A 26,263-nucleotide genomic window follows, 5' to 3' on the forward strand; every position below is an offset into this window, starting at 1 on the left:
AATTCCTGCAAAAGCAGGAATCTCAAAATTAATTGCAAAAACCACTTAGAACTTTCTAAGTGGTTTTTTTGTAACTTTAAAACTGAGACGTCGTCTTATTAAAATAACAATCAATCAAAACATTCAATGAAAACAAAGATTTCACTAATTGTTGTTGTATTTTGCTTCCTTTTTACAACAGCTCAAAATCAAAATTTAACCCAACAATTCGATGATATTGTAGCCCAATACTACAATGATTCTAATGCACCTGGAGCAACGGTTTTAGTTGCAAAAAATGGAAAAGCTATTTATAGAAAGGCTGTTGGTAAATCTAATTTGGAACTAGATGTAGATATGATTCCAGAAAACGTATTTATGCTGGCTTCTATCACAAAACAGTTTACAGCAGTTTCTATTTTAATGTTAGAAGAACAAGGAAAGCTGAGCTTAAACGATCCTATTACTAAGTTTATTCCAGATTATCCTACCCAAGGCAAAACCATAACTGTGCATCACCTTCTTAACCACACCTCTGGTATTAAAAGCTACACTAGTATTGGAGATTTAAGACATGTTGCCAGGCAAGACAAAACCTTAGACGAGCTCATAGATTTCTTTAAAAATGAACCAATGGATTTTGATCCAGGCGAAGATTATCGTTATAATAATTCTGGCTATGTATTACTCGGTAAAATTATAGAAGTATTGTCTGGAGAGCCTTATTCAGATTTTATTGATAATCACATTTTTCAACCCTTAGGTATGAAAGCTTCACAATATGGTAGTCACAGCAAACTCATTAAAAACAGAGCTATGCCTTATGAAGAAACAGACAATGGTTACATTAATGCAAGTTACCTTAGCATGTCTTTACCACATGCTGCAGGTGCACTTACCTCAACTATCGACGATATGCTAAAATGGCAAAATGCCTTAGCAAATAACACATTAATAAAAGCTTCTACATTACAAAAAGCAATTAATGGTTCTAAATTAAATAATGGCGAACACATTGATTATGGCTACGGATTAGGCGAACTAACACTCAAGGGTTCTAAAGGTTATACGCACAGTGGTGGTATTTTTGGCACCTCAACAGATGGTATTTATTTGATAGACGAAGATGTTTATGTTATTGGTTTAAGTAATTGTAGCTGTAATGATATAGGCTCAGTAACTACACAATTGGCAGCTGCTGCCATTGGCAAACCTTTCCCTACGATGAAGGATGTAGTACAACTAAAAGAAGATCAACTAAAAAAATGGGTTGGTGCTTATGAGTTTGAAGATGGTGCCATAAGACATATATTCTTTAAGGATGGATCATTAAAAAGTATGAGAGAATCAGAAACAAATACTGTTTTTGATATTTTCCCACTGTCTGAAAACCGTTTTATGTTTGAAGAAGGTAACATTGAATACAAATTTTCTATTAACAAAGACGGCAAAAAAGAAGCGATTTTTATAGCAGGTAATGAAAACAAAGGTATTGAAACCGATAAACCAATGCCAAAAGAAAAAGAAGTAGTAACCTTAGCTTCAGATATTATAAATAAGTATGTAGGGACTTACGAATTGGCACCAAACTTTAACGTTGTTATTACTGTAAAAGGAAATGAAATTTATGCACAAGCTACAGGACAAGGACAATTTCAGCTTTTTGCTGAAAATGAAACCTCCTTTTATGCAAAAGTTACAGCCTTAAAGGTGGTATTTAATAAAGATGCCTCAGGAGAAGTAGAGAGCTTTACGTTGCATCAAGGCGGACAAGAAACCATTGCTAAAAAAATTGAATAGCAATAACGCTTCGTAAAATACAAACCACTTAGAATAATCTAAGTGGTTTTTTCTTATAGAAAGAAACGTTTTAACTTCTTTTATTTTTCAAATATCGAATTTTACATTTTTTAGTTATTCTTTTATTTAATTTCATGCAACTATCAATCAAAAAAAGGTGAAATCAGATAATTCTAAAATCAAAGAAATCTTCAAAGGGCTGACTTTTTCTGAAGACGAAATAAAGTTCATAGAGTCTGTTTTTCACAAAGTTGTTGTTAAAAAAGGTGAGATTCTTATTCAGCCAGGAGATAAAGTTGACTCACAATATTACATTTTAGAAGGTTGCTTAAGGGCTTTCCACACAGATAAACAAGGAAAAGAATATACTATCCAGTTTGGGATAAAGGATTGGTGGATGAGTGACTTTACGGCTTTTTTCTCTGGCGAAAAGGCAATATTAACAGTAGAAGCTCTTGAAGATTCCATTATTTATAAAATAAACAGACAAGACAAGGAATACCTATACAATGAAATCCCAAAAATAGATCGCTTTTTCAGAATAAAATTAGAGCGTGCATTTGCCGCTTTTCAAAAAAGAATATTAGCTGGTATTTCTAAATCTGCTAAAGAACGTTATCATAACTTTTTAGCTACTTATCCTGATATTGAAAAACATTTAAAAAATTATCATATTGCTTCATTTTTGGGCATTACTACAGAAAGTCTAAGTAGAATTAGAAAAGAAATGTGAAAACCAAACATTTATTAACATACATCAATTTTTTATTGCTTTTTTAATCCTATTATTGCATACCCTAACATTATTTTTAAGTGATCCCTAAGGATTAATAGCCAAAAAGCGCAGGTTTAATCGACCTGCGCTTTTTTTTATAACTTTAGATTCTAAAGTAGTTAGAATGAAAAAATCAAACTCAAGAAGATCCTTTATAAAAAAAAGTGTCTTTGCTGGAATTGCCTTCCCTTTACTTGGTAGTAGTCTAGTAAACTGTAAATCTGAAACAAAAACTAAAACTGACCTAACTAATAAGAAACTAAATATCTTAATTCTGGGTGGTACTAGCTACTTAGGACCTCATCAAATTGCTTACGCGCTTTCCAGAAATCATTCTATAACTACATTTACCAGAGGGAAAACAAAACCCAGGATACATGCCAATCTTTTTGATAAAGTAGAGCAACTTATTGGTGACAGAGAAGATAATCTTAAAGCATTAGAAAACAGAAAATGGGATGTAGTAATTGATAATTCTGGTCGTAAGGTAGAATGGACCAAAGCAACAGCAGAACTGTTGAAAGATAATGTTGGCTTGTATATGTACACCTCTTCTACAGGTGTTTATTATCCATACATTAACGGAAACTTAACTGAGGAAAGCAAAGTAGCCTTACAGGTACCCGAAGGTCTTACTGAAAATGAAAAATACGAAATGGACTATGGAGTTATGAAGGCCAACTCAGAACTTGCTGCAATAAAAGCTTTTGGTAAAGACAGAACTGTTGTTATTAGACCAACTTACATGCTTGGACCTGGCGACCGAACAGATAGATTTATTCACTGGCCAGTGCGATTGGCAAATGGTGGCGAACATTTACTTCCTGGTAAGTCTACCGATTTGGTGCAATACGTAGACGTTAGAGATATTGCAGAATGGTTTATTAGATTAGCTGAAAACAAACAACATGGTACTTATAATGGTGTTGGGCCAAAAACAAATCAGACCATGCAAGAGTTTATTAAAGAAGCCTCAAGTTCTTTTGATTCCAAATCGTCTTTTGTTGAAATTGATGATTATGACTTTTTGAAAGAAAACGAAATTTATTACTCTATTCCCTGGATTATGCCAGATGAACAACATTATGGATCAGCTAGAATTTCAAATAAAAAATCTATCGAAGCTGGACTATCATTTAGATCTTTAGAAAACACTGTTAAAGATTTATTAGTATGGTGGAAATCTGATAAAGTTGATGTAGATAGAAAAGCAAAATTCAACACTAATCTCGAAGCTATGATTTCTAAAGAAAAAGAGGTAATTGCTGAGTGGAAAAAACGACAAGATTGATCTAACAAAAACATAAAGCCTTTTTACAGCTAAGGCTTAACCTCTATAAAATCTTCACCAAACCTTACTATACCATTGGTAATATGAATTTTTATTTTATTGGGATTTTCTTTTTTTCCAATGACCATCATTTTTGAATGCTCCTTGTTACGACTTGGTGGAATTTCAGTTATCAATTTTGCCCAATAATGTACTGTATTGTAACCAAACGTTTCGATTAAATATTCTGACTTTTCTGGAAAAAACAAATTAATTTCTGAATAATCTGATGCCATTTGGAACTCTCTAAAGTTTTGTGAAAAATTATGAAACCAAAACTTACTATTAAAGTCTACAATTCTCACTTTTTCGGCTATTTCACCAACTTTAATATTACTAAACTCTGTATCAACATCTACCCTTTTTAACTGAGCTACTTGCACTTCATCTACGTGTGTAAACTTATAAGTTCCGCCTTCTAAAAAATTTGCTCTAAAACTCCCATTTACAACATCTAGGACATTAAATGAGTTTTGGATATTCTGAAACTTTAGTTTTGTGGTTCTGGTATTAAAAACCAGTTGGTTTTTTATATCATCTTTAAAGATTAAATTAGAGTTTTCTGCCATCACACGCAGCATTATTTCCGGTGGCAGTTTTATAAAAAACTTAGTTTTTAGAATCTTAACATTTCTAGTATTAATTTTTTTCTTGTTTCCCTGCTTATCTACTTCTCGTAAATTCTTTAAATATTCCTTAAGGCTCTTACCTCTAGAGCTACTATTTATGTCTAAAAAATACTGCTTAGATTTTCTGAACTCTCGGTTTGACTTTTCCTTAAAATTTATAAAATCGCCTTCAAAAGTAATACCGTATAGTGTTTCTAAACTATAGGAAACATCACTTTTGACTTCACTACCGCTCGTTTTAAACTCCAGCACACCATCTTTTATTGTTGCTTCGGTTTTAATTTCATCAAGCTTACTTTCCATTTCTTTTTTAGGATAGTTTTCAAATTCTAATGTGTAATCAAAATGTACTTTATTATCCTCAGATAATGAAAACTCTACATAAGTTCCATTAAGTTGAAGATTAATGGATTTTAAATCTTTGATATCATAACTTTTCTTAAAAATTTCCTTTACTTGTGCGCTACTTATTGTTGATGTGATGAGCATCAGTAATAAGATTTTAAATTGATTTTTCATACTGTTCGTTTTTTTGATTTAAGATTTTGATGTGCTCTTGTATATCCTTTAATATCTGAAGTCTTGTTTGCAAGTTCTCAACCAAAGCCTCCACAACCTGTATGTTATTAGCATCACTTTTGAATTGCTTTGAGATTATTTTATAATCATTATCTAACTCATCTAGTTTTTTCTTGAAGCGTTCAACCAAAACCTCATCATTTGCTATGGAAACAAAGTTTTTCCACTCGGCATTTATCTCTTTTAAATACTCTGCCTCAACGGCTTCTACTTGTGCTACTATTGGTGACACATTTTCTGCTGGCTGTCTGTAGAGTATTGTAAAGCCTACTGCTAACGTTATAATCACTATTGCTACTATTTTTAACCATGTGTAATCCACTTTTTTAGATTGGTTTTTCTTTTTCAACTTGTCTAAAAACTCATTTCTGTGATTCTGTGGAGGTGTCTTTAAGTGCTCTTCCTCCTTAAATAAATCTCTAATATCTTGCTTCATTATACTTTGGTTTTAAGAGTTTTTGTAATTTTAGTTTGCCTCGTCTAAGATGTGTTCTGGATGTTTTTACTGGTATATCCAATATCTCTGAAATTTCGGTATGGTCATATCCTTCAATGAGATAAAGCTTAATGACTATTTTATGTTTTTCATTAAGTTGTTCTATAGCATTTAGAATGTCATTTTTATTGATGTTGCTATCAAAATTCCAATCATTTTCATTAGTTATTTGTAATTCTGAAACTGCAACTTCTGAAAATTCAATTTTTCTTTTCTTTAAAACATCTAAGCACTGATTGATGACAATACGCTTTAACCACGCGCCAAAAGTGTATTCTGGCTTATAATTATCTAAACTCGTAAAGGCTTTTAAAAACCCTTCTTGCATTGCATCTTTGGCATCTTCATCATTATTAAGATATCTACTTGCAACTGTAAACATGGCATCGCAATACATATCGTATAGCTGCATTTGTGCAACTTGATTTCCTTTTTTACATGCTCGTATTAATTTGTTTGTTTGCTGATGCATTAATATTGGTTAGCGTCTATGTATTTAAAAACGAAGAAAATTGATAAGGGTTTCAAATTTTTGATAAAAAAGTAAAAATTAATTGAATATAATTAACTTTAGACTCAATTAACACCAACTAAATGCCAATGAGTCAAGATTATAACAATCCTGCGTTTAAAAAATTACTACAAAAATTACAAGAAGAAAGCTGGCAGTTAGAGTTACTTATATCTGGTTTTGCCATATTTGGTTTGTTTACTGCGTTTCCTCACATAGAAATTGCAGCAAAAGCGGCTCAAAATGATCAGAAAATTTACTCTTTCATCATTTTTATTGTTGCCTATGTTTCTTGCGCTATTTTAATTTTCAACCTATTGTTGCATGTTGTTTTAAGAGGTCTATGGATTGGTGCTTTAGGCTTAAGATATGTATCTGGAGACATTGACTATGAAGAACTTAAATACAGTCAAAAGTTTACCAAATATCTTAAGAAAAAAGTAGGCTCTTTTGATAGGTATATCGGTAGATTAGAGAATTATTGTAGTGTTATTTTCGCTATATCTTTTCTTTTAATTTTTTATGTACTTGCGTTTACCTTCACAATTATATCAATTGCTTTAATAATTATAACATTTCTAGACAATGAGACTATTGGTAACTCTTATGGTCCTTTTATTGGTATACCTCTACTCCTATTCATTGTTATTGGAATGCTATTCACATTTATTGATTTTTTAACCCAAGGTTTTCTAAAAAAGAAGAAATGGCTGAGCAAAATATACTTTCCTATTTATTGGGTATTTAGCAAGATTACATTAGCCTTTTTGTACCGTCCTTTGGTTTATAATTTTTTAGACAATAAGTTCGGAAGACGCATTAGTTTAATACTTGTACCTATTTACATAGCAATTTTGGTGAGTACTAGTTTTAAATACAAAAACTCTAACTTTTTTGATAAGGATCTTGATTCTAGCAGTATTATTGCTGCCAGTAAAAACTATGAAGATGCACTTGAAGAAGATGAATTTGTTAAGGATGTTGCAATATCTTCTAAGGTTATTACAAAAAACTTCTTGAAAGTTTTTTTAGTCTTTGATGATGATTTTGATGACTATATTTTCTCTTTTAAGCCAAGTTTAAAACCTGAAAAGGATATTAGAGGCTTAAGTTCTGACATTATTGTTTTTAATGAGATATCATGGAATAAACGCGATAGCATAAGACGTGTTTACATGAAAACCTTAAACGATATCTTTACTGTACGTATCGATTCTACTGATTTTGAAAGCGAATTTATACTTGGAGAAAGTCTTAAAAACCAAAAAGGATTTGAGACCTACGTGAGCCTTAAAGATTTACCCGAAGGAAAACATTTACTAAATATTTTAAGAAAACGGATTAGAAAACAAGACACCATGAATGTTTATTTTGAAAGAATACCGTTTTGGTACTACCCTAATTAATAGGTCAACCTTTGATTAAAATACTGCTTTAACAATGGAATTTGAATCGCTACCATTAAAGCCAATAATACTGTAGCATACATTAACGTATTTGAAAAATCTACAGATAGGTTACTAAATAAATCAAATGATACTTCTGGTAAATTATATCGCTCAGACAGACTAGATGAATCATTAGGTTTATTAAAAATTATATTGAAAATTAAAGCCACAAAACCTAAGCCTAATAACCACCAAACATATTTAGGAATTAATGGTTTATAAGCAATAGTTTTAGTTTCTGAAAGCATTTCAATTTTAGACATTACATCATTGGTGAAATTAGCCGGAGCTTTTTCTAAACTATCATTCTCCATTAATTTATTGACTAAATCTTCTATTCTTTTATCTTCATTTTCCATCATTCAAGCTGTTTTGGGTTGAAAATACTGTTCTAAAATTACGGCTAATTTCTTTCGAGCTCTAAAAAGCTTCACTTTTACCGTATTGGATTCAATATTTATAATTTTTGATATTTCTTCTAAAGATAACTCTTCAAAATAAAATAACGTTAATAAGGCGCTACTGTCCTCTGGCAATTTGTTAATGCATTTTTTAATTAAATCGTTTTTTTCCTCTTTAATAATATTGTCTAATGCATTATCTATAGTATCTAACTTATTAAATGTAAACTCGTCTATGGCAACATTATTAAGATGCTTTTTATTCTTTTTAATAGTATCTAAACAGGTATTATAGGCAACTCTATATATCCATGTAGAGAATTTTGAATCTCCTTTAAACTTGTCTAAAGACTTAAACACTTTAATGAACGTATCTTGTGCAACTTCTTCAGCCTCTTCCCTGTGCTTTAGCATACGAAAAGCTAAAGTGTACACCAAATCCTTATAACGATCTACTAATTGTGCATATGCCTTAGTATCGCCATTTTTAATAGCAGCAATTAATATGTTTTCGTCGTTGGTGGTCATTTTGTAATTAAGACGACACTTAGATAAAATAGGTTACACTTGTTTTTGAAAAAAATTTTTTGAAAAACTGTAACCTAAATCAAAAACATGTCGTCATAAGCTTAAAACAAATAAAATTAATCAATTAAAAAACAAACAACATGGACGAAGAAATATTAATACCTATCAGTCTTTTTGCAGCAATCTTTGGAATGGTATACTTATACTTTTCTACCAGAAACAAAGAACGTCTAGCCCTTATTGAAAAAGGTGCAGATGCCAGTATATTTAATATTGGTAAACGCTCTGGATCTTCATGGAAAGTTATAGTACTAAACTTAGCATTTCTATTAATGGGTATAGGTTTAGGCGTGTTTATTGCCAACATTTTAGACACATATACAGTGCTAGATGATGATGCAGTATATCCTTCAATGATATTCTTAATGGCAGGTATTGGTTTGTATGTAGGCTATACACAAACCAAGAAAGCACTGGATTCGGAATAAAAACATTTTAATCAGCAAAACTCAAAACGTCTCATATGAGACGTTTTTTATTATTGTACACTATGAAAAATCACAAAAAATATTTGGAGTTAGCAGCTAGATGTCATGTATTCTTGATGTTGAACATATATGGTTTAGGCAAAATAGCTGGAGGCCAATTTTACAAGCGAAGTGAATTACCAAAAGAAATTGCACAACAAACACTTGGTGAAGTAAATGGTTTTGATTTAGCCTGGACTTTTATGGGATACTCGTATTCTTATATTTTATTTATTGGTCTATCTCAGGTTATTGGCGCATGGTTTTTATTATTCAACAAAACCAAACTATTAGGTGTTTTAATTCTCGTACCTATCTTAATTAATATTATCGTTTTTGATGCTATTTTTTTTGAAACTTATGGTGCTCTAGCTAGTGCTATGATATACTTTTTACTATTGTTGATTATAATGATTTTTAATAAAAAGCAAATTACAAAAGCAGTTAAAGAACTTACAAACTTCAAAAATATCAGGAATTACAAGCTCAAAGAATTTGGTTTAACCGCATTAGTAGTGTCTTTAATAATGGCAACAATTTTTGGTGTAGAACAATTGTGTATTTTCTTTTTAGGTCATTAATAAAAATCTATGTCTTTTAAATCGTATCTTTAATTTTTTGGAATAAATATGCGATCTGTTTTAGTTTTACTAGTATTAATTTTTTTTCAATTTTCTTTTTCTCAAATCAAAGTCTTAGATAGTATTTCACAAACTCCTGTTAGCTATGCAACGGTATCGTTTGGAAATGGACAAGGTATTTTTGCAGATGATGACGGTATGTTTTATTTCAACAAAAAAATATATCCAGATGTAGACTCACTATATATTTCTGCAATAGGTTTTAAAAACCTTAACATTTCTGCAGAAAATTTACCTAACCAGTTATTATTACAGCCTCAAGCAGATGCCTTAGATGAAGTAGTGCTTAGCACTAAACTAAATCGAAAATTTAAAGAAGAGGCTTTAAAACCATATCTCGATGATGATTATTACAACTGTTGGTTACCAACTATAGAATCTGAAATTGCAGTTTATTTCTCTAAATCTTCAGAGCAAGATCAAAAATTAACTAGTGTTACGTTTCCTATTGCTTTGGAGTCTAAAGATTGGAAAAAGCGAAAACGTGCTAATAGCGATAAAAAGAAATTTTCAACCTTATTTAAAGTACAATTTTATGCCAATGACAATGGCAAACCTGGTAAAGTACTTACTTATGAAACCATAGTTTTTAGAGCTACAGAAAAAAACGGAGATGCTTATGAGTTGAATGTTGAAGACTATGATATTTATATTCCTGAAGGTGGTTTTTTTGTGTCAATTCAAGTGATGGGCTACACCAATAAAGAAGGCAAGCTTCTACCTAACAAAAAATACAAGGAAATAAAAACTAAAACTGGTATAGTAAAAATCCCAACTAACTTTAGACCACTTCTACCCTTTACTGATGAGATTGAAAGTAAAAACACTTACATAAAACGTATTTTTATAAGTGGTAATAATTGGGTGAAGTTTGATAAAGGCAACGGCTTTAAATCTAGCTTATTAGACAAGAACCTCTTTAATTATGGTGTTGGGATAACCTATAAAACATTTAAGGATGAGTAACCCTATTGGATTATATATAATGGCTGGCATGTATATTTTAGCAGGCCTTATGCACTTTGTTAAACCCAAAATGTATATGCGCATTATGCCAAGGTATTTACCAAACCACAAATTTCTTGTGCTACTGAGTGGTATTGCCGAAGTTATTTTGGGAATTGCTCTATTATTTCCTGAAACAAAAGCATTTGCTATTTATGGTATTATTACCATGTTAGTAGTTTTTCTTTTAGTTCACTTTTATATGCTATCAGGTGAAAAAGCTTCTGCTGGCATCCCTAAATGGATATTAATTTTAAGAATTCCACTTCAATTTTTCTTGATGTATTGGGCTTGGGTTTATTTAGAGTACCACTAATCACTCAACCTCAAAATCAAAATAAGTTTTCGGGAAAGGCTCCCAACGCAAGGTAAAATGCCACCACTCTTTAGGGTAATTTCTAAAATTATGTTTTAACATTACACGTTGTAGTATCTGACGATTCTTTTTCTGTTGCTCTGTAATATTAGGATAATCTACCCAAGACTGTTCACCAAAAAAATCAAAAGGACTTCCCATATCTAAGGGTTTACCAGTATTGCCATCTATAACAGTAAGATCAATTGTGCTTCCTCTGCTATGTCCAGATTTAGAAGCTATGTAACCAGCCTTAAATAAATTCCGCTTTTTTACATCAGGATAAAAAATAGACTTATTCACTGTGTCATTCAACACTCTTGCCCAACGCACAAAATGGTTTACAGCACGCTGTGGTCTGTAACCATCATGAACCAGCAAACATAAATTTTGTTCTTGCAGTTCTTCTTGCACTAACTTTAATTTTTCAGCAGCAGCTTTGGTAAGTATGAGTGTATTAGACTTATATCCATCAATAGTATCACCAACAAAGTTGTTTGTTGTGTAGTACTTTAACTTTACATCTAAATCTGGTATTACAGACTTAACGTACACAAACCCTTCTGGTAACTCTTGCTTCTGGTAAAAACCAAAGCACAAAAGACCCAAAGCAATTATTGATATGAGAATTTTATTTTTCATGACGATGCACTAATTTAGAGAAAAATTATGCTATGAACTTGTTTTCTTCAGAGAAACAACATTTTATTTTACCTAACGCTGAGCTTATCTATGTACCAGAATTTTTCAATTCTCAGGAAGCCGACAACTATTATAGAATTATAAAAGACCAAACCAACTGGCAACACGATGATATTACAGTTTTTGGAAAAACGTATGAACAGCCTAGGTTAACAGCACTTTTTGGCGAAACAAACCAAACCTACAGTTACTCTAACATAACCATGCATCCTGAAGCTTTTACTAAAGATCTATTGGATATTAAATCTAAGGTTGAAAAATTCTCAGATGAAAAATTCAATACGTTGTTAATCAATTTGTATCGTGATGGTAGTGACAGTAATGGTTGGCATGCAGATAACGAAAAAGAATTAGGAAAAAATCCAATCATTGCGTCTGTTAGTTTTGGTGAAGAACGACCATTTCACTTTAAACATAGAACCATAAAGACCGAACGGCATAAATTACAATTAGAACATGGTAGTTTACTACTAATGAAAGGCGAAATGCAACATTATTGGTTGCATCAAATTGCCAAAACTAAACGACAAATACAACCAAGAATAAACTTAACATTTAGAAGACTTGTACAAGTGTAAAAACAAAAAACCGGGTTCCCTCAAACCCGGTTTTTCTAATTTGCTTTTTTTATTATGCAAGTAGATTTAGGGTCTCTAAGTCAACATAACATAATGCAAATATTAATTAATTAATCCATTGAACTAAAAACTAAATTTTAGTACACTTCAAATATATAATTAGGTTTTAATTTTGTCGCTTAAAAACACTATTAATCGATGAAATGCATTTAATTTTAACATTTAAAGACAAAAACGTGCATTTCGTCGATAAAATGCACGATTGTAAAAAATAAAATTGTATAGAAAATTATAATAAAATGATTGCAAAAAAGTTGAAAAACAAAATTATTAAAAACATTATCCGTTAACTTTACAACACAAAACCTTGTTAACAATGAAGCATTATATAGCAATAGTTTTTATATTGATTTCTTGCATTTCTTTTAGCCAAGAAAAAAAATATACAGAAGAAGAAGTTTCTGTTTCTAAATTTATTGATGGGACTTTACTAATCCCAAATGATAACCAAAAATCAGCTTTAGCTATTATCATAGCTGGTTCTGGCCCTACAGACAGAAATGGAAATCAGAACTTTTTAAAAAATAATTCGCTTAAAAAACTTGCTGAGAATTTAACTAACAACGGTATAGCCACTTTTAGATACGACAAGCGTGTGGTGAAACAAATACGTCAAGGTAATGTAGATAAAGATATGATGTTTGATGATTTTGTGAATGATGCAAAAGATGTCATAAATTATTTTAAGGAGAAAGAAACATACTCTAAAATCTATGTTATTGGTCATAGTCAAGGAAGCTTAGTTGGTATGCTAGCTGCAAAGGAGAATACAGACGGCTTTATATCATTAGCTGGCGCAGGCCAAAACATTGGAGATGTTATCGTAGATCAGGTTACAAACATGGCACCCAAACTTGGTGAAGAAGCGCAAAAAGTAGTCGATAAACTAAAAAAAGGGGAAACCACTACTGAGTATCCACAAGCACTAGCTTCGGTTTTCAGCATAGATATTCAACCATTTATGATGAATTGGATGCAATACAATCCTACCGAAGTTATTAACGAATTAAAGATTCCTGTACTTATTGTTAATGGTACTAAAGATCTTCAAGTATCAGAAGATGAGGCAAAACTACTTAAAGAAGCAAACGAAAAAGCTCAATTACAGATTATTGAAAACATGAACCATGTCTTCTTCGAAATTAAAGGTGATGATTTAGAAAATTCAAAATCTTACAATGAAGCTTTCAGAGAAATTTCAACTGAACTTGTTGAGAGTATTGTAGAGTTTATAGGTTCCTGAAAACTTTTATAACATAACAAAATTAAAAAAGCATCTCAAAATTGAGATGCTTTTTTACTAACTAACCAACCAAAATGTAATGTCGCGATTTTGTAGTGTTGTTACGATTGTAACTATCGCTGTAACCATTACACTTAGTATATAACAAACCGCGTGCCAAACTCAAATTTTTATTTTTTTTCATAAATATTGTAACAAATATTTGGTTTAACACACTAACATTATATATCTTTATGATATCATTTTAATATCATATTGAATTTTAAATGATTAACCAATTAAATTTTTAATTATGAAAGAAGAGAAGATTATCATTCCAGCAAATGGCTACTTTATGTTATTTGTCTTTTTAGTGTTATTTTTTGGAAGCATAGCTACTATGATTATTTTAAAAACACCTTGGCCAATTGTTACAATTGTAGCATCACTAGTCATGGCTTTTGGATTTGTAATGGTACAACCAAACGGATCTAGAGTATTACTATTATTTGGTAAGTATGTTGGCACTATTAAAAAGAATGGCTTTTATTGGGTAAATCCTTTTTACACCAAAAAGAAAATTTCACTTAGAGCAAGTAATTTTGATAGTGAGCGTCTTAAAGTAAACGACAAACTTGGTAACCCTGTAATGATTAGCACAATCTTGGTATGGCGAGTACAAGACACTTACAAAGCAGCTTTTGATGTAGATAATTACGAAAACTTTGTACGTGTGCAAACTGATGCTGCTGTACGTAAATTGGCAAGTATGTATCCTTACGATAATTTTGCTGATGAAGGACATGATGAGGATATTACACTTCGCTCTAGTGTAAACGAAGTTAGCGAAGCCTTAGAAAAAGAAATTGATGAGCGCTTATCTATTGCCGGAATTGAAGTTTTAGAAGCACGAATTGGTTACTTAGCTTATGCTCAAGAAATTGCAAATGCTATGCTAAAGCGTCAGCAAGCTACTGCTATTGTTGCTGCAAGACATAAAATTGTTGAAGGTGCTGTAAGTATGGTAGAAATGGCTATAGAAGAACTTAACAAGAACGAAATTGTGGAGTTAGACGAAGAACGTAAAGCAGCAATGGTAAGTAATCTTATGGTTGTGCTTTGTGGAGATAAAGAGGCTGCACCAGTCGTTAATACAGGAACTTTAAGTCATTAAGCATGAAAGAATACAAAGTTATAAGACCAAAATTTGGATTTAAAAACAGATTTCAAAATTTTGAAGACATCTTAAACCAACATGCCAGAGAAGGATGGACTGTTAAATTTATAGGCCAAAGCTGGACAAGCGTAGTTTTTGAACGCGATAAAAATAGATAATGAGAATTTTTAAAGAAGAGCAACGTTTTAACCAAACATGGATTATAGTGTTAATAGTTATTAGCACTATAATTCCTGTTGCTATTCTTTTGCATACCTATATTAACAAACCAAAAAGTCTTTCAACTATTGAATTAATATCTGTAATATTAGTTCTCATACTAGCTTCAGGTATAATATTTTTCTTTAAACTGATTACCAGAATTGATGAAAAAGGTATCCATTATAAATTCTTCCCATTTCAATTTAAGCTCAAACTTATAGAATGGCAAGAAATCGATGAAGCCTATGTTAGAAACTATGATGCCATTACCGAGTATGGAGGTTGGGGACTAAAAGGAGGAGCACTTTGGAACAAATCTAAAGGAAGAGCCATCAATGTATCTGGAGATATTGGTATACAACTCCAACTAAAAAATGGTAAAAAATTATTAATTGGCACTCAGAAAAAAGAAGAAGCCATACGCGTATTAGAAGCTTACAAAACAAAATTAAATACTGATGTCTAAGAAAAAAGCCTTTGCATTACGAATAAATGAAGATATGCTAAAAGCCATTGAAAAATGGGCAGCAGATGAGTTTCGTAGTACCAACGGACAAATAGAATGGATGCTAATGCAGCATCTAAAAGAACACAACAGACAACCCAAAAAGAAAGATAAACCAGATGAAGAAAAGTGATTGGAAACAGTCACTTTTTTATTGCCCTTTATTTTGGTATTTTGCAAGCAACTAATAATCCTAACTATGGACAACACTCCTATTTTTACTAACGATACAATTGTATTTGGTCTCCTAATGCTTGCATTAGGTTTAGTCTTTATTACAGAATCTATTAAAACTGGTTTTTGGGCAAAATTCTACAAAATAGTGCCAGGCTTATTTATGGCATATATGTTACCAGCTGTTTTAACAACAACAGGACTTATTGCACCTGAATGGACAACCGTATCTGAAACAGGTGTAGAAACAGAACACAGCTCTAATTTATATTATGTTGCTAGTCGTTATTTATTACCAGCAGCTTTAGTCTTAATGACACTAAGTATAGATTTAAAGGCTGTTTTTAATTTGGGCTGGAAAGCGCTTGCAATGTTTTTTACTGGTACAATTGGTATCATTATTGGTGGTCCAATAGCTATCCTTATAGTAGCTTTAGTTTATCCAGATGCTGTTGGTGGTGTTGGTGCTGATGCTGTTTGGAGAGGATTATCTACACTTGCCGGAAGTTGGATTGGTGGTGGAGCTAACCAAACTGCCATGTTAGAAATTTATGGTTATAATCAAAAACTATATGGAGGTATGGTTTTCGTAGATATCGTTGTTGCTAATATTTGGATGGCGATCATTTTATTTGGTATTGGTAAACGCAATGGTATTAATAAGTGGTTAAAAGCTGATACATCTTCCATAGAAAGCTTAAAAGAAAAGGTTACTCAATTTTCAGAAAAAGTAAAAAGAAATCCGTCGCTTACTGATCTTATGATTATTGTTGCTATCGCTTTTGGAACCGTAAGTATTGCACATTTATGTGCTGGATATTTAGCTCCATTTTTTGAAAGTTTAGTTAATAATATTCAATCTGAAACGACTAGAAATGTATTTACATTCCTTGGCTCTTCATTCTTCTGGATGATTAGCATTGCAACGCTTATTGCTATTCTTCTGTCCTTTACGAAAGCTAAAAATTATGAAGGAGCTGGCGCAAGTAAATTTGGAAGTGTATTTATCTATATTCTTGTCGCTACTATTGGAATGAAAATGGATCTTACCCTAATTTTTGATAATTGGCAATTAATTATAATTGGAATTGTTTGGATGACAATTCACGCACTATTATTAATCCTTGTGGCTAAACTTATTAAAGCTCCTTACTTTTTCTTAGCAGTAGGTAGCCAAGCCAATGTTGGTGGTGCTGCTTCTGCTCCAATTGTAGCATCTGCTTTTCATCCTTCTTTAGCTACCGTTGGTGTTTTACTTGCTGTTTTTGGCTATGCAGTTGGAACTATTGCTGCAATTGGCTGTACTATTTTAATGCAATTAGCAGCTGGTGGTTAGCATTTTTAATTTCAAAATAAGATATTTGCGCAGCTAAATTTCAATCTAAATATGACAAATTTCTATAAAACACTGAGCCTTTTAACTTTACTGCTAATTGTATGTTCTTGCGGAGAAGACAACGATACTAACTTCACCTTAAAAGGGAGTATCAAAGGCCTTAAAAAAGGCGTTGTATATCTTCAAAAAGAAGTTGATTCTTCCATAATAGATTTAGATTCTATGGTTATCTCAGGTCAACCAGAATTTACTTTAAAAACAAATTTAGAAGAGCCTATCTTACTTTACCTCAAATTATTTAAGAATGATGGTGATGAACATTACATTCCATTTTTTGCAGACAAGGGTGTTACTGAAGTAAAAACTACATTAAAGAACTTTAATTTTGATGCTGAAATAAAAGGTTCTAAACCACAAGATTTGCTAAATGAATATACCAAAGTAATGTCAAAATTTAATAATCAGAATTTAGATATTATAGAAGCTAATTTCTTAGCACAAAAAGACAATGACAGTATTGCGTTAGACTCTTTAAATAGAGCCTCAGAAACGTTATTTAAACGTAAGTACTCATATACAATTCAGTTTGCTTTAAACAACAGAGACAATATTATAGCACCTTATTTGGCTTTGTATGAAGTTCCTTCTGCTAATCCTGTTTATTTAGATTCTATCTATAATGGTTTAACAGAAAATATTAAAAATTCATTTTACGGTAAAAAACTAGGAGAATTTATTACTGAAAGAAATTCTGAACAATAAATATTAATTTATTGAAAAAAAAGCTCTAACTACAGATTGTATTTAGAGCTTTTTTTATTGAAGAGCCGATAGAGAGGAACTCCCTTCGACTATGCTCAGGATAAACTTCTCATCCTTTTGAATTTTAGAAAATAAAAAACCCTAACCACGAAAATCGTAATTAGAGTTTCAATTATAGAGCCGATAGAGGGACTCGAACCCACGACCTGCTGATTACAAATCAGCTGCTCTAGCCAGCTGAGCTATATCGGCAAAAGCGGACGCAAAATTAAACCTTAAATTCAATTTTGCAAGTCCTTTTATTTTAATTTATTAATTCTTTCGATTAATGCTCTACCTTTAGATTCAAGGTCGTTATTAATTGCTTTAAAATGCGCTTTTGCATCTTCTACACTTCTATCGTTAACGCGAGCAATTAATTCATCAAAAGACGCAATTGCTTCATCAATAATAGCATCGCTTTCTTTAGTCGGCTTTTCTGTGTTTTCTAATTCCCAGTAATAAACCGCTTCAATAATATCACCAAAAACGTAATTAATGTCTTTTTTTAAATCTCTTTTATTTGCCATAATCTATGTTAATTTGGGTACAAATGTACGGAATACTTGATACACTTTATCAATATTTAAACGTAAACTTCGAGTAGTTTTGCACTGTTGGTAGACAATTTAAAATCTTTAATTGCTGCAGGAATAAGAATGGTTTCTCCTTTTGAAATCAGTTCTCTTGTATCATCTGTCACAACTTCCACTTCTCCATCTATACACATGTATATTAGAAATGAATCATGTGTGTTTTCTTTAACCAATTCACTATCTAATTCTAAATAATTCGTAGTAAAAAAGGGACAACTTACCATTTCATTTGATTCATTCTTTTCTTTACTATAATTAACTCTGAAATCGTCTTTTAAATCAAATTTAAAAGCATCTATAGCTATGTCATTGTGCAGTTCGCGTTCGTTACCCTCTTCGTCAACTCTATCCCAATCATAGACACGGTAAGTGACGTCACTTGTTTGTTGTATTTCTGCAAGTAATACGCCAGCTCCTATGGAATGAACTCGACCTGCTTCAATAAAGTAGGTATCACCATCTTTTACTTTATCAAAATTCACAATTTGAGCAAGTGTATTTTCTTTAAAATGCCTTAGATATGTTTCTTTATCAATTTTTTGGTTGAAGCCAACTATAAGACTAGCATCTTTATCTGCTTGCATAACGTACCACATTTCGGTTTTACCATAAGAATTATGCCTAGCTTTGGCTAATTCATCATCTGGATGTAACTGAATACTTAAATCTTGTTTGGCATCAATAAATTTAATTAATAATGGAAAATCATTACCAAACCTCTCATAGTTCTTCTCGCCTATTAATTCTCCTTTATATAGCTCTAATAAATCCTGTAGGTTTTGAGTTTTAAACTCTCCATTTACAACCTCTGAGATATCTCCTGGCACAGTACTAATCTCCCAACTTTCTCCTAATTGTTTAGAATTAGATGGTTTATTAAACTGTTTTGAAAGCTTGGTTCCTCCCCAAATTTTATCTTTTAATATGGGTTTAAATTTTAAAGGATAAAGTTTATTCTTCATTAATTATTCTCCTGAATAGGTTACGAAATTACGTGGTGTTTCGTACAATGTAATTTCTAAGTGAAATTTAGGGTCTAATTTGGCTTTTACTTTATTATAAATAACAACAGCTATGTTTTCAGCAGTTGGATTAAGGTCTCGAAATTCTGGCACTTCAACATTAAGATTCTTATGATCAAAAGCATCTTCTACTTCAGATTTAATGATGTCTTTTAAAATCTTTACGTCTATAACATAACCTGTTTCAGGATCTATTTCTCCTGTTACACTAGCAATAAGTTCGTAATTATGACCATGGAAATTAGGGTTGTTACACAAACCAAAAACAGCATCGTTTTTTTCAAAGCTCCAGTCTTTTCTGTAAAGTCTATGTGCTGCATTAAAATGTGCTTTTCTGTGTACTGTTACTTTCATGATTTTTTTACGTTTATAAATTCATAAAATTTATCGAAAATGATTTTAAACCAAGCTGTATATTTCTCAGGATGTAATGCTATATCAACTTTGACATCTTCTAAATTCATCCATTTCCAATCGGCAACTTCATCTTCATTAATATTGGGCTCATCATTGTAATATCCAATCATAATATGATCGTACTCGTGCTCCGTTAATCCATTATCAAAAGGTGCTTTGTAAATAAATGAGGTTGTCTCTTCCAATTCAGTTACAAATCCCATTTCCTCTTGTAATCGTCTTTTACCTGCTTTTAAATTAGTTTCTCCATCTCGTTGATGACTGCAACAAGTATTAGTCCACAAACCAGGTGAATGATACTTATGCAATGCGCGTTGCTGAAGCATTAACTCGTTATTATCATTAAAAACAAAGACTGAAAAAGCTCTATGAAGTAATGCTTTTTCATGTGCTTCCATCTTTGGCATTAAGCCGATTTGATTGTCGTTTTCATCTACAAGGATGACCTGTTCTTCTATCATAAAGCAAAATTAACTCCTAAAGGTCTAAAAAAGGTAAAGGATTTCATAAAAAATAGCCGTTTAAGTGATTAAACGGCTATTTTTTTATTTCTATATCCTTGAAATCTTATTCCTTATCATCACAAGATTTACCATTTATACTTGTAATAATAAACTCACTTCGTCTGTTAAGCTGATGCTCTTCTTCAGAACAACTAGACTCGTTTGTTGGCTCACAACCACAGTCGTTAACTAATTGTGATTCTCCATAACCCTTAGCTGTTAAGCGCTCTGCAGCAATACCATTATCTATTAAATACTGACGTGTAGATTTTGCTCTTCTATCAGATAATCTCTCATTATAGTCTGCTAGTCCTCTACAGTCTGTGTGTGAACGAATATCTATATTCATTGTTGGATATTTGTTAAGTACAGCTAATACTTTTTGAAGCTCAATCTCTGCATCGTATCTAATGTTATACTTATCAAAGTCAAAATAGATGATTGGAATGTCTAAAATCTTTGCTAAATCATCACAAGGATTGATTTCTTGTACATCCTTTTCTAAGAGCAATTGCAACTGTAATTCTTGTTTTTTCTTAGGTGTAGTAAAACGTTTTTCATCAGAAATGTAAGTCTCTTTCTCTCCTCTGATAAGATATTCCATTTCACAATCTAACTCAAATTCAAAAGCTGCATCTTCGCCTACAGTTTTACGCTCTATTTCTTTTCCTTCACCATCAAATAAAATAACTGTTGCATTAGGTATAAGCTCGTCTGTTTTTTTGTCTTGAACTGTTCCAAAAACTAATTGCTCACATTCTGGTACTTCAAACGTGTAAATGTCATCACTACCTTTACCACCTTCTCTGTTAGAACTAAAGTAAACGCGTTTTGTTACTAAATTCTCATAATAACCAAAATCGTCTGCAGAACTATTTACTGGCATTCCAACATTCTCAATTGGAAAATCTCTATTAGAACCACCTTCAACTTTTTGGTCTAATTCTTCAGATTTGAAAACATCTAAGCCTCCTAATCCTGGAAAACCTGTTGACGAAAAGAATAGATTACCACTTGTATCCATAAATGGAAATGATTCTTGTCCTTCAGTATTTATTGACGGTCCTAAGTTTTCTGGTTTACCAAGCGTACCATCATCATTTACATCTACTACAAAAATATCTGACTGTCCAAATGTACCTGGCATGTCTGAAGCAAAATATAAACGTGTTCCTGTTAAATTTAATGTTGGGTGAGCAACACTATAATCTTCACTGTTAAAATGCACTTTATGAATTTCGTCCCAAGTACCATCTTCACTCAAAGTAGCTCTATACAATTGCAGTCTGTTAACTCCTGTGCCATCTTCTTTATACTTTAATCTATAGAAGTTATTCCTTGTAAAGAACATATATTTTCCATTTGGTGAAAATACTGCACTAGACTCATGGTATTTTGTATTTACTTTACCTTCAATTTCTTTTGCTTCTCCAAAACCATTTTCTGTTTTTTCAGCTAAATATAAATCGAGATATGGCTCTTCATTCCAACGATATTTACGACCGCCACCTCTGGCTGAAGCAAACACAATTCCGTTTTCATATTCTGTAGTACCAAAATCTGAAAGCTCCGTATTAATCTCTAAATTATGAGGCTCAATATCATCTCTGCTTAATTCTTCAATATTAGATTTATAATCTACTTTTGAAAGAAAAGCTCTTCCTCTCATATCATCTGGTTTAAGCTCATTGAACTTCTTCATCCATTTATCAGATTCTTCGTAGTCTTCTATACCTTTGAGTGCCAAAGCATATCTAAAATAGTACTCAGGATCAATTACTTCGTTCATAGTAAATAATTCACCATACCATTTAGCTGCATTTTCCATGTCATTTCTAAAGTAATAGGAATTTCCCAACTTCTGAAAAAGCTCAGCAGACTTATAGCCTTTATTGGCTACTTCGAGAAGGACTTCACTTGTTTTTACATAAGCAAAATCTCTGTAGTCATCTTCTACACTTTTTATTTTACCGTTTTGAGCAAAGGCAGCTAAGGCAAACATGCCTGCACAAACTAAACTTGTATATCTTGAAATTGTTCTCATAGTCTTATTTTTAGAAGAAGCGTGGTGATAAAATTCTACCTAATCGCTTCACTTCAAATCTTAAAGTTATTTCGTGAGTTCCGCTGTTATAGTTATTTAAGCCTGTAGTGGTTAAATCATAACCGTAACCAATAAACATTCCTGGTGTTGCCTGAAAACCTACAAGAGCACTAACAGAATCATCCCATCTCCACGCTAAACCGGCAGTTAAATTCTTTTTGTACCAAAAGTTTGCTGAAACATCTGCGATTAATGGTGCACCTGAAACTCCTTTTACTAAAAACGCTGGCTTTAATTCTAGAGTCTCACTTAGATTAAAAACATATCCACCAATTGCATAAAAATGCATTCGCTCACTAGCTAAAGAAACCTGAACATCATCATAATGTTCTGTCTCTAAAAAATTTGGGACTGCTAATCCTAAATACCACTTTCTAGTATGCATGTATAAACCTGCTCCTATAGTTGGAGACCATGTGCTTAAATTATCTGCAAATGTAGGGTCACCAACTTCTCGAATAACACCTAAAGACCAATCTGATTGTAAGTTATGGAAACCTCCTTTTACGCCAAATGATAATTTTAGATCATTAGCATTTAATGGAATGGTGTAAGAAAAATTAGCATCTAGGTAAGTTTCTCTCACTGGACCTAGAGCATCACTTACAATATTTAGTCCTAAACCAATACGCTCATTACGCAATGGTGAATGAATACCTAAAGATTGTGTTTGTGGTGCTCCATCAATACCAACCCATTGTGATCTGTGCAAACCTACAACACTCAATGTCTCCCTCTGGCCAGCATAAGCTGGATTTACACTCAATGTATTATACATGTAATGCGTGTATTGAGGGTCTTGCTGCGCATTTAAATCAGTTGCTAATAGTGTAGTAAACACCATTAAAATTAAACTTGCTTTTGATAATATACGTATCATCTTTCTGTCTTTTTTCTATAGTTGTTTACTTATCTATTTATATATAACCATCCTACTCTTGGTTCTGATCCATCACCTAAGTCAAGTACATAATAATATGTTCCTACAGGTAACTTATCAGATTGATTAATCACTGCTCTACCATTAGAACTTCCATCCCAATCATTTAGATATCCATTTTCAGAGTACACGATGTTACCCCATCTGTTATAGACTTCTAACTTATTATTTGGGAAACGTTCTATACAGTCTATTACGAATGTTTCATTTATTCCATCTCCATTTGGAGAGAATTCGTTATAGATGGTTAAACATATCGGATCTACAGACGCTGTACCTTCATCGTTTACAGGGTCTATATCTACACCACCATCTGCATTATCAACAAATGCTGTATTTGCATAGTCACCAAAGCCTAACACTTCTACTGTTATTTCTAAAATTTCTACCTGATCAGGATCTAACAGACCAACTGTCCATTCACCATCAAACTCTGAATATGTTCCTGCTGTAGTTATAGCTGATACAAATACATAACCTGTTGGTATTTGTTCGCTTATAACGACGTTAGTTGCAGTAACATTTCCAATATTAGCTACTTCAATAGTGAATACTACTTCATCTCCAACTACAGGTCGAATTTCATCAACAACTTTAGTTACTTCTATATCAAAGATTGAATTAACTGGAGTTACTGTTGGATCATCTGGGTCACCATCACCGTTATCATCATTATCATTAGTATCATTAGGGTCATCACTTGTATCTCTTACATCATCTGTTGGATCTCCTAAATCTCCTCCTGGACTCTCAGCTGTTACGTTTGCAGAATTTATTACAAATCCTGTATCTAGATCAACTTGAGTAATCTCATAAGTCGCAGTAAAAGTTGTACTGTCAACTTCACCTGGAAGCAACTGTGAAATAGGTCCTCCAACTAGATTTATACCTGGTAATAAATCTTCAACTTCAATATTAGTTAATGTAACATTACCTGTATTTTCAACAACAAATACATAAGAAATTATATCTCCTAGACTACCTTCAATACCATCACCATTTGTGTCTTCAAGAGGTAATGTTGTCTTAATAAGACTTATCATTGGTACTTGAGTTATTTCAGTATCTGTTACATCATCTTCTGTATTACCATCTGTATCATCTCCATTATCACTATCATCAGACACACTACCACCTAAAGGATCAGTTCCATTAGCAACTGCTTGATTAGTAACAATTCCTGCATCAATATCAGCCTGAGTTAATGCATAAGTTGCTGTATAAACTATCGTTCCTGAGCCTACAATCATATCCTCAAGATCTGCTTCACCATCTTCATCACTTCCACCGCTTAAATAAGTTGGTGTTGGTAAAGTACCTGTTCCTGTGAAGTCTGCAGCGTCCTCTGTAACACTAACATCGAAAATTGTAACATTACCTGTGTTAGTAACTGTATACGTATATGTGATAATATCACCTACATCAGCAACTCCATCTGCTCCTGTATCTAAACTACTTGTCTTCTCAATATTCAAACTTGGAGATTGTGGAATACTAGTATCAGTTGGATCGTCCGTACTTGTTGGATCCGTTGGATCATCACTATCATCAGATACACTACCGCCTAAAGGATTTGTTCCATTAGCAACAGCTTGATTAGTAACAATTCCTGCATCGATATCAGCTTGAGTTAATGCATAAGTTGCTGTGTAAACTATCGTTCCTGAACCTACTATCATATCCTCAAGATCAGCTTCACCATCTTCATCACTACCACCACTCACATAAGTTGGTGTTGGTAATACTCCTGTTCCTGTGAAGTCTGCAGCATCCTCTGTTACATTAACATCGAAAACTGTAACATTACCAGTGTTAATTACTGTATAGTTATAAGTGATTACATCACCTACTGTTGCTATACCATCAGCACCTAAGTCCAGACTACTCGTTTTTTCTATAGATAATGTTGGTAACTGTGGAATTACAGCATCTGTTGGATCATCATTACCTGTTGGATTCGTTGGATCATCACTATCATCAGTAACGCCATCACCTAAAGGACCTGTTCCACTAGCAACAGCTTGATTTGTAATTATACCTGCATCAATATCAGCTTGAGTTAAGGCATAAGTTGCAGTATAAACTATTGTACCTGCTCCTACTACCATATCTTCTAGATCACCTTCACCATCTTCATCACTACCTCCACTCACATAAGTAGGTGTTGGTAATACTCCTGTTCCTGTGAAATCTATAGCATCCTCTGTAACACTTACATCAAAAATTGTAACATTACCTGTGTTAGTAATTGTGTATGTATATGTTATAATATCACCAACAGTTGCTATACCATCAGCACCTAAGTCTAAACTACTAGTCTTTTCAATAGCTAACATTGGGTCCTGTGAAATCGTCGTTTCTGTTGGATCATCTTCAGTGTTGCCATCCGTGTCATCTCCATCATCACTCGTGTCATCAACATTCGTGTCCGCTGGACTGTCTCCATCGGCTAACACACTGTTGCTAAAGCCTCCGGCATCTACTGCATCCTGCTCGATCACATAGGTCGCTGTATACGTAGCCGTCTCGCCGACCAATAAGTCGCCTTCTAAACTGCCGGCATCCGCACTGACGAACGTTGGACCTGTTAATAAGGTCAGTGGGGTGCCATTGGCGTCTACAAACGTATCAGCTATCGCTACTCCATCTAAGGTCACATTTCCGGTGTTGGTTACCGTGATTGTATATTCTACCGTGTCGCCTAAACTTGCCCCTACTGGTACAACGTCATTCGTGATTGCTACGGTCTTAACCGCTTCGATACTTGGAGCTTCTGCGATGGTGGTTTCTGTTGGATCATCTTCTGTGTTACCATCCGTGTCATCACCATCATCACTCGTGTCATCGACATTGGTATCTGCCGGACTGTCTCCGTCTGCTAACACACTGTTGCTAAAGCCTCCGGCATCTACTGCATCTTG

At 32.8% G+C, this 26,263-nt stretch carries 29 protein-coding genes and 1 tRNA gene; 16 read left to right on the plus strand and 14 right to left on the minus strand.

Annotated elements, in window-relative coordinates; genetic code table 11:
* Nucleotides 1-126 precede the first annotated feature (126 nt).
* The 3 genes from ACXAFS_RS13680 to ACXAFS_RS13690 all read left to right on the plus strand — a co-directional run bounded on the left by ACXAFS_RS13680 (nucleotide 127) and on the right by ACXAFS_RS13690 (nucleotide 3,845).
* The gene (locus ACXAFS_RS13680) at nucleotides 127-1,779 is read left to right on the plus strand and encodes a serine hydrolase (protein WP_475307637.1); all 1,653 of its coding nucleotides are present in this window, start codon (nucleotides 127-129) and stop codon (nucleotides 1,777-1,779) included.
* A 157-nt stretch (nucleotides 1,780-1,936) separates the two neighbouring features.
* Nucleotides 1,937-2,512: a Crp/Fnr family transcriptional regulator gene (locus ACXAFS_RS13685; protein WP_475307638.1), complete on the plus strand. Its 576-nt coding sequence runs from the start codon at nucleotides 1,937-1,939 to the stop codon at nucleotides 2,510-2,512.
* A 166-nt stretch (nucleotides 2,513-2,678) separates the two neighbouring features.
* A complete protein-coding gene (locus tag ACXAFS_RS13690) occupies nucleotides 2,679-3,845 on the plus strand; it encodes an NAD-dependent epimerase/dehydratase family protein (protein WP_475307639.1) in 1,167 nt (388 codons plus the stop codon).
* 29 nt (nucleotides 3,846-3,874) lie between these two features.
* Here ACXAFS_RS13690 and ACXAFS_RS13695 read toward each other — a convergent pair whose 3' ends face one another.
* Genes ACXAFS_RS13695 through ACXAFS_RS13705 form a run of 3 tightly spaced genes read right to left on the minus strand, consistent with a single transcriptional unit; the run spans nucleotide 3,875 to nucleotide 6,060 of the window.
* Entirely contained in the window at nucleotides 3,875-5,032 is a 1,158-nt protein-coding gene (locus ACXAFS_RS13695; protein WP_475307641.1) for a hypothetical protein, read from the minus strand.
* Nucleotides 5,016-5,528: a hypothetical protein gene (locus ACXAFS_RS13700; RefSeq protein WP_475307642.1), complete on the minus strand. Its 513-nt coding sequence runs from the start codon at nucleotides 5,526-5,528 to the stop codon at nucleotides 5,016-5,018. The genes ACXAFS_RS13695 and ACXAFS_RS13700 overlap by 17 nt, the downstream gene beginning before the upstream one ends.
* Complete coding sequence (locus tag ACXAFS_RS13705) at nucleotides 5,512-6,060, minus strand: RNA polymerase sigma factor (protein WP_475307644.1); 549 nt, start codon at nucleotides 6,058-6,060, stop codon at nucleotides 5,512-5,514. Before ACXAFS_RS13705 ends, ACXAFS_RS13700 begins: the two co-directional genes overlap by 17 nt.
* 128 nt (nucleotides 6,061-6,188) lie before the next feature.
* Here ACXAFS_RS13705 and ACXAFS_RS13710 point away from each other — a divergent pair, with 128 nt between their 5' ends.
* Complete coding sequence (locus ACXAFS_RS13710) at nucleotides 6,189-7,505, plus strand: hypothetical protein (RefSeq protein ID WP_475307645.1); 1,317 nt, start codon at nucleotides 6,189-6,191, stop codon at nucleotides 7,503-7,505.
* On the opposite strand, the gene ACXAFS_RS13715 is transcribed toward ACXAFS_RS13710, so the two are convergent.
* Nucleotides 7,502-7,909 (minus strand): hypothetical protein, encoded by a 408-nt coding sequence (locus ACXAFS_RS13715; protein ID WP_475307646.1) that lies wholly within the window; start codon nucleotides 7,907-7,909, stop codon nucleotides 7,502-7,504. The two genes, ACXAFS_RS13710 and ACXAFS_RS13715, sit on opposite strands and share 4 nt — an antisense overlap.
* Nucleotides 7,910-8,476 carry an RNA polymerase sigma factor gene (locus tag ACXAFS_RS13720; protein ID WP_475307648.1) on the minus strand — a complete coding sequence of 189 codons (567 nt, stop codon included), beginning with the start codon at nucleotides 8,474-8,476 and terminating at the stop codon, nucleotides 7,910-7,912.
* 140 nt (nucleotides 8,477-8,616) lie between these two features.
* On the opposite strand from ACXAFS_RS13720, the gene ACXAFS_RS13725 reads away from it, so the two are divergent.
* The 4 genes from ACXAFS_RS13725 to ACXAFS_RS13740 all read left to right on the plus strand — a co-directional run bounded on the left by ACXAFS_RS13725 (nucleotide 8,617) and on the right by ACXAFS_RS13740 (nucleotide 10,965).
* Complete coding sequence (locus tag ACXAFS_RS13725; RefSeq protein WP_076617054.1) at nucleotides 8,617-8,964, plus strand: DUF6249 domain-containing protein; 348 nt, start codon at nucleotides 8,617-8,619, stop codon at nucleotides 8,962-8,964.
* Between the two features lie 62 nt (nucleotides 8,965-9,026).
* Nucleotides 9,027-9,584 (plus strand): hypothetical protein, encoded by a 558-nt coding sequence (locus ACXAFS_RS13730; protein WP_475307649.1) that lies wholly within the window; start codon nucleotides 9,027-9,029, stop codon nucleotides 9,582-9,584.
* A gap of 48 nt (nucleotides 9,585-9,632) precedes the next feature.
* Nucleotides 9,633-10,610, plus strand: coding sequence for a peptidase associated/transthyretin-like domain-containing protein (locus tag ACXAFS_RS13735; RefSeq protein WP_475307651.1), 978 nt, complete (start codon nucleotides 9,633-9,635; stop codon nucleotides 10,608-10,610).
* On the plus strand, nucleotides 10,603-10,965 hold the full coding sequence (locus ACXAFS_RS13740; protein ID WP_475307652.1) for a DoxX family protein: 363 nt from the start codon (nucleotides 10,603-10,605) through the stop codon (nucleotides 10,963-10,965). The genes ACXAFS_RS13735 and ACXAFS_RS13740 overlap by 8 nt, the downstream gene beginning before the upstream one ends.
* Here the strand turns inward: ACXAFS_RS13740 and ACXAFS_RS13745 are convergent, their stop codons facing one another.
* Nucleotides 10,966-11,646, minus strand: coding sequence for a M15 family metallopeptidase (locus ACXAFS_RS13745; protein WP_475307653.1), 681 nt, complete (start codon nucleotides 11,644-11,646; stop codon nucleotides 10,966-10,968).
* Between the two features lie 32 nt (nucleotides 11,647-11,678).
* Between ACXAFS_RS13745 and ACXAFS_RS13750 the strand changes: the two genes are divergently transcribed.
* The 8 genes from ACXAFS_RS13750 (at nucleotide 11,679) to ACXAFS_RS13785 (ending at nucleotide 17,721) form a co-directional block, all read left to right on the plus strand.
* Nucleotides 11,679-12,284 (plus strand): alpha-ketoglutarate-dependent dioxygenase AlkB family protein, encoded by a 606-nt coding sequence (locus ACXAFS_RS13750; protein WP_475307655.1) that lies wholly within the window; start codon nucleotides 11,679-11,681, stop codon nucleotides 12,282-12,284.
* A 376-nt stretch (nucleotides 12,285-12,660) separates the two neighbouring features.
* On the plus strand, nucleotides 12,661-13,587 hold the full coding sequence (locus tag ACXAFS_RS13755; RefSeq protein WP_475307656.1) for an alpha/beta hydrolase family protein: 927 nt from the start codon (nucleotides 12,661-12,663) through the stop codon (nucleotides 13,585-13,587).
* A gap of 292 nt (nucleotides 13,588-13,879) precedes the next feature.
* Nucleotides 13,880-14,740: an SPFH domain-containing protein gene (locus ACXAFS_RS13760; protein ID WP_475307657.1), complete on the plus strand. Its 861-nt coding sequence runs from the start codon at nucleotides 13,880-13,882 to the stop codon at nucleotides 14,738-14,740.
* A gap of 2 nt (nucleotides 14,741-14,742) precedes the next feature.
* The gene (locus ACXAFS_RS13765; RefSeq protein WP_475307659.1) at nucleotides 14,743-14,901 is read left to right on the plus strand and encodes a DUF4177 domain-containing protein; all 159 of its coding nucleotides are present in this window, start codon (nucleotides 14,743-14,745) and stop codon (nucleotides 14,899-14,901) included.
* Entirely contained in the window at nucleotides 14,901-15,410 is a 510-nt protein-coding gene (locus ACXAFS_RS13770; RefSeq protein WP_475307660.1) for a hypothetical protein, read from the plus strand. Before ACXAFS_RS13765 ends, ACXAFS_RS13770 begins: the two co-directional genes overlap by 1 nt.
* Complete coding sequence (locus ACXAFS_RS13775) at nucleotides 15,403-15,582, plus strand: type II toxin-antitoxin system antitoxin (protein ID WP_076617084.1); 180 nt, start codon at nucleotides 15,403-15,405, stop codon at nucleotides 15,580-15,582. Before ACXAFS_RS13770 ends, ACXAFS_RS13775 begins: the two co-directional genes overlap by 8 nt.
* Before the next feature lie 66 nt (nucleotides 15,583-15,648).
* The gene (locus ACXAFS_RS13780; protein ID WP_475307661.1) at nucleotides 15,649-16,959 is read left to right on the plus strand and encodes a DUF819 family protein; all 1,311 of its coding nucleotides are present in this window, start codon (nucleotides 15,649-15,651) and stop codon (nucleotides 16,957-16,959) included.
* Between the two features lie 51 nt (nucleotides 16,960-17,010).
* Nucleotides 17,011-17,721: a DUF4369 domain-containing protein gene (locus ACXAFS_RS13785; protein WP_475307663.1), complete on the plus strand. Its 711-nt coding sequence runs from the start codon at nucleotides 17,011-17,013 to the stop codon at nucleotides 17,719-17,721.
* A gap of 178 nt (nucleotides 17,722-17,899) precedes the next feature.
* Here the strand turns inward: ACXAFS_RS13785 and ACXAFS_RS13790 are convergent.
* The 8 genes from ACXAFS_RS13790 to ACXAFS_RS13825 form a co-directional block, all read right to left on the minus strand.
* A tRNA-Thr gene (locus tag ACXAFS_RS13790) sits at nucleotides 17,900-17,973 on the minus strand.
* A gap of 47 nt (nucleotides 17,974-18,020) precedes the next feature.
* Nucleotides 18,021-18,290 (minus strand): hypothetical protein, encoded by a 270-nt coding sequence (locus tag ACXAFS_RS13795; RefSeq protein WP_475307665.1) that lies wholly within the window; start codon nucleotides 18,288-18,290, stop codon nucleotides 18,021-18,023.
* A 56-nt stretch (nucleotides 18,291-18,346) separates the two neighbouring features.
* On the minus strand, nucleotides 18,347-19,318 hold the full coding sequence (locus ACXAFS_RS13800) for a type I phosphomannose isomerase catalytic subunit (RefSeq protein ID WP_475307666.1): 972 nt from the start codon (nucleotides 19,316-19,318) through the stop codon (nucleotides 18,347-18,349).
* Between the two features lie 3 nt (nucleotides 19,319-19,321).
* Nucleotides 19,322-19,732 (minus strand): 6-pyruvoyl trahydropterin synthase family protein, encoded by a 411-nt coding sequence (locus ACXAFS_RS13805; RefSeq protein ID WP_475307668.1) that lies wholly within the window; start codon nucleotides 19,730-19,732, stop codon nucleotides 19,322-19,324.
* Entirely contained in the window at nucleotides 19,729-20,256 is a 528-nt protein-coding gene (gene idi / locus ACXAFS_RS13810) for an isopentenyl-diphosphate Delta-isomerase (RefSeq protein WP_475307669.1), read from the minus strand. The genes ACXAFS_RS13805 and idi overlap by 4 nt, the downstream gene beginning before the upstream one ends.
* Before the next feature lie 106 nt (nucleotides 20,257-20,362).
* Nucleotides 20,363-22,342, minus strand: a complete 1,980-nt coding sequence (locus ACXAFS_RS13815) for an OmpA family protein (protein WP_475307671.1) — start codon at nucleotides 22,340-22,342, stop codon at nucleotides 20,363-20,365.
* A gap of 10 nt (nucleotides 22,343-22,352) precedes the next feature.
* Nucleotides 22,353-23,282, minus strand: a complete 930-nt coding sequence (locus ACXAFS_RS13820) for a PorP/SprF family type IX secretion system membrane protein (protein WP_475307672.1) — start codon at nucleotides 23,280-23,282, stop codon at nucleotides 22,353-22,355.
* A 29-nt stretch (nucleotides 23,283-23,311) separates the two neighbouring features.
* On the minus strand, nucleotides 23,312-26,263 hold a 2,952-nt coding region (locus tag ACXAFS_RS13825), incomplete at its 5' end, for a DUF7507 domain-containing protein (RefSeq protein ID WP_475307673.1).

The organism is Winogradskyella sp. ABM4_392, assembly GCF_056160445.1.